This window comes from Paraburkholderia haematera, from assembly GCF_905220975.1.
In the GTDB taxonomy this organism is placed as follows: Bacteria; Pseudomonadota; Gammaproteobacteria; order Burkholderiales; family Burkholderiaceae; genus Paraburkholderia; species Paraburkholderia haematera.
This window is the reverse complement of record NZ_CAJNBK010000058.1, coordinates 1-2,763: the sequence shown is the minus strand read 5'-3', so window position 1 is coordinate 2,763 and position 2,763 is coordinate 1. Positions and strand designations below refer to the sequence as shown.

Annotated in this window: 1 protein-coding gene and 1 pseudogene; one reads left to right on the top strand and one right to left on the bottom strand. The window is 61.1% G+C overall.

The features are described from left to right. Nucleotides 1-113: 113 nt before the first annotated feature. On the top strand, nt 114-1,550 hold the full coding sequence (locus KHO23_RS35615; protein WP_211617529.1) for a methyl-accepting chemotaxis protein: 1,437 nt from the start codon (nt 114-116) through the stop codon (nt 1,548-1,550). A gap of 87 nt (nt 1,551-1,637) precedes the next feature. On the opposite strand, the pseudogene KHO23_RS34755 reads toward KHO23_RS35615, so the two are convergent. Then, nucleotides 1,638-2,663 (bottom strand): annotated as a pseudogene (locus KHO23_RS34755) (tyrosine-type recombinase/integrase); the annotation flags it as partial. Nucleotides 2,664-2,763 lie beyond the last annotated feature (100 nt).

Genomic DNA, 2,763 nt, shown 5'->3' with positions numbered 1-2,763 from the left:
CGCGTCAAATTCGTCGATATCTTCTCTCATCGCGATCATCCAAAGTCTGTATTATTCAATACTACCAGGTATCGCTTTGATGTGAATATTTTATTGACACAGTAAGACTAAAGATGCTGTCCGGAAAAGTGACTGCCGCCTACGCCTGGTCGAAACTCGCGGACATTGCGGCATTGCGCACGCAGGCGATGATTATTAGCGCCGATCCCGCTTTATCGGATGTCTTCAGTAAGGATAATGCCGCGACGATTTCCCAGATCGCAGTGGTGCAGAAGACGATAGCCGTCCTCGCGCACACTCCCGCTGACCGGAAGCAGCTCGACGCTATTGCAGGGTTGCGCAATCAGGTGCTGGCGACCCGCGACAGGATCGTGGCAATGCGATCCAACGAGGCCGGGAAACCCGCGGCGCTCGCCATGTTGAACGAGGAATACATGCCGATTCAGACTGCTTACGGTAAGGCGATAAGGACGTTCGTCGAACAGCAGGAGCAGCAACTGGCGATCGCCCAGGCAGATTTCGAACGTCAGCGATACATCATTGTTTCGACAACTGCGATGCTGATTGTGGTCCTCGCGCTGAGTGTACTGACCGGTGCTGCTGCACTGATCCGATCAATCCGCAAGCCTTTGCTCGAAGTCAATCGCCTCGCCGCGAGAATCGCGCAAGGTGATCTGGGCGCGGAGCTGACGGTAACCCGAGTCGACGAATTCGGTGAACTGATGGAATCCATCCTCGCGATGAGTCGCTCATTGGCGAGCATCGTTCAGCGCATTCGTGCCGGCGCCGAAAGTATCGGTACGGCATCGAGCCAGATAGCATCCGGCAATCTCGACCTGTCGCAGCGCACGGAGCAACAGGCGGCGTCGCTCGAAGAGACAGCGGCCAGCATGGAAGAGTTGACCGGCACGGTGAGGCGGAACACTGACAACGCGCGGCAGGCCAATACGCTCGCGTTGAGCGCTGCCGGCACTGCCGAGCGGGGCAATGAGGTCGTGAGCCGCGTTGCCGCCACGATGGCCGAAATCAGTCAGAGTTCGGCAAAGATCGGCAACATCATCGGGATTATCGAGGGCATTGCATTCCAGACCAACATCCTCGCGCTCAACGCGGCGGTCGAAGCTGCCCGGGCCGGCGAACAGGGCCGCGGTTTTGCCGTGGTCGCGGGAGAAGTGCGCACGCTTGCACAACGCTCGTCGTCTGCGGCAAAGGAAATCAAGGTATTGATTGAGATGTCCGCAGAACGTGTAAATGCCGGAAGTTTGATGGTTGGGGAGGCCGGCCAACGGATGAATGAAATCGATACGAGCGTGCGGCGCGTGACAGATATCATGGGGGAGATATCCGCCGCTTCAGCCGAGCAACAGACCGGTATTGAGCAGGTTGCGCTGGCGGTCACGCAGATGGACGAAGTGACCCAGCAGAACGCCGCGCTTGTTGAAGAAGCGGCGGCGGCCGCGCAGTCTCTGGAGGAACAGGGGCGCGACCTGAAGGCGACCGTTGCCGTATTCAGATTGTCGGACTATAAGCGCCTTCCGGCCAATGCGTGAGGAGTGTCTCGCAGTAGCAGCTCCGACGTGGCAAACGCGGTAGTGTGTGGGACTAAAAGATGAAACATGTCGCCCCGGGGCGTTGGACTATCGTGCGGCAAACGCCTGATTCATCTGGCGGGCGCGTTTGAGCTCCTCGCTCTGAAGGTAAATCGAGGTCGTTGCGATCGATGCGTGGCGCAGGTTATCCCGCACGGTCGTCAGTTCCGCCCCGCGGGCAAGTGCGTGGGACGCGTGCGTATGCCGCATCCAGTGCGGGCTGGCGCGTCGCAGCTTCCCCGCGGCCGTCGGATGGTCGGCGCCGATGACATCGGCGGCTTGATCAAAGAAGCGACGCATGACGTTCCACAATCGGGTTCCTGTAATGCCCGTGGTGCTGTCCTGTTCGAGGTTCGCGACGAGCGGCGTTTTCGGATCCCAGCGTGCCGGCGTGACTGGAAGTCGGCGCTGCACGAGATACTGATCGAGCGCCGTACGTGCCAGTGGGGGCAAGGCGACCTTGCCGGGCCGGCTGCCCTTGCCGACCAGATGCAGCCAGTGATCGCCGTGCTCATCGGTGCGGATATCACCGAGTGTTGCGCCGACGAGTTCGCTTACGCGCAATCCGGTCGCGTAAGAAAAGTCGAGCATGAAACGCATCCGCCGCGCAGCGGGCTCCGCCCAGCCGCAGGACCATTCAAGTCCGTCCGCGATGGCGCGCACGAGCAGCCACTCGCCCTCGCTGAAGCCGCGCGATGTATCGAGCGGCGTGACCCGCGTGCGGCCTCGCACCTTGATCCCGGCAAAGGGATTGGCAAGGACGTAGCGCTGCTCGATCAGCCAGCGGAACAGTGCGCCCACCACCGAAAGCGCATACGCGGTGGATCGCGCGGACAGGTTTCCGGCGAACGGCCGCCAGTCGGGCGCGGTGCGGGGCCGCGGTGGTCCGATCCAGCGTTCGCGAGGGATGGGCCGGCGCAGAAACGCCCGGTACGCGATCGCGTCTTCCGTGGTCAGCGATGACAGTGCCCGCCCGCGTTCGACGATCGCCCACAGGATCAGGCGTTCCGCCTCCTTGCGATAGGCGCGCTGGGTGGTGGGCGTCTCGTGCAGCGCGAGCCAGGCCTTATGCGCAAGTCGGTAACGATTCTCTAATACTCGCAGGCTGTGTTAAAGCGGACACCCGCACAAACACAGCAGAGGATCTGCACGATGACAGCAAGACGAACGACCA

What these genes read in the sequence shown, in the direction of transcription:
- KHO23_RS35615 (WP_211617529.1), top strand. Translation starts at nt 114, where the DNA reads ATGCTGTCCGGAAAAGTGACTGCCGCCTACGCCTGGTCGAAACTCGCG.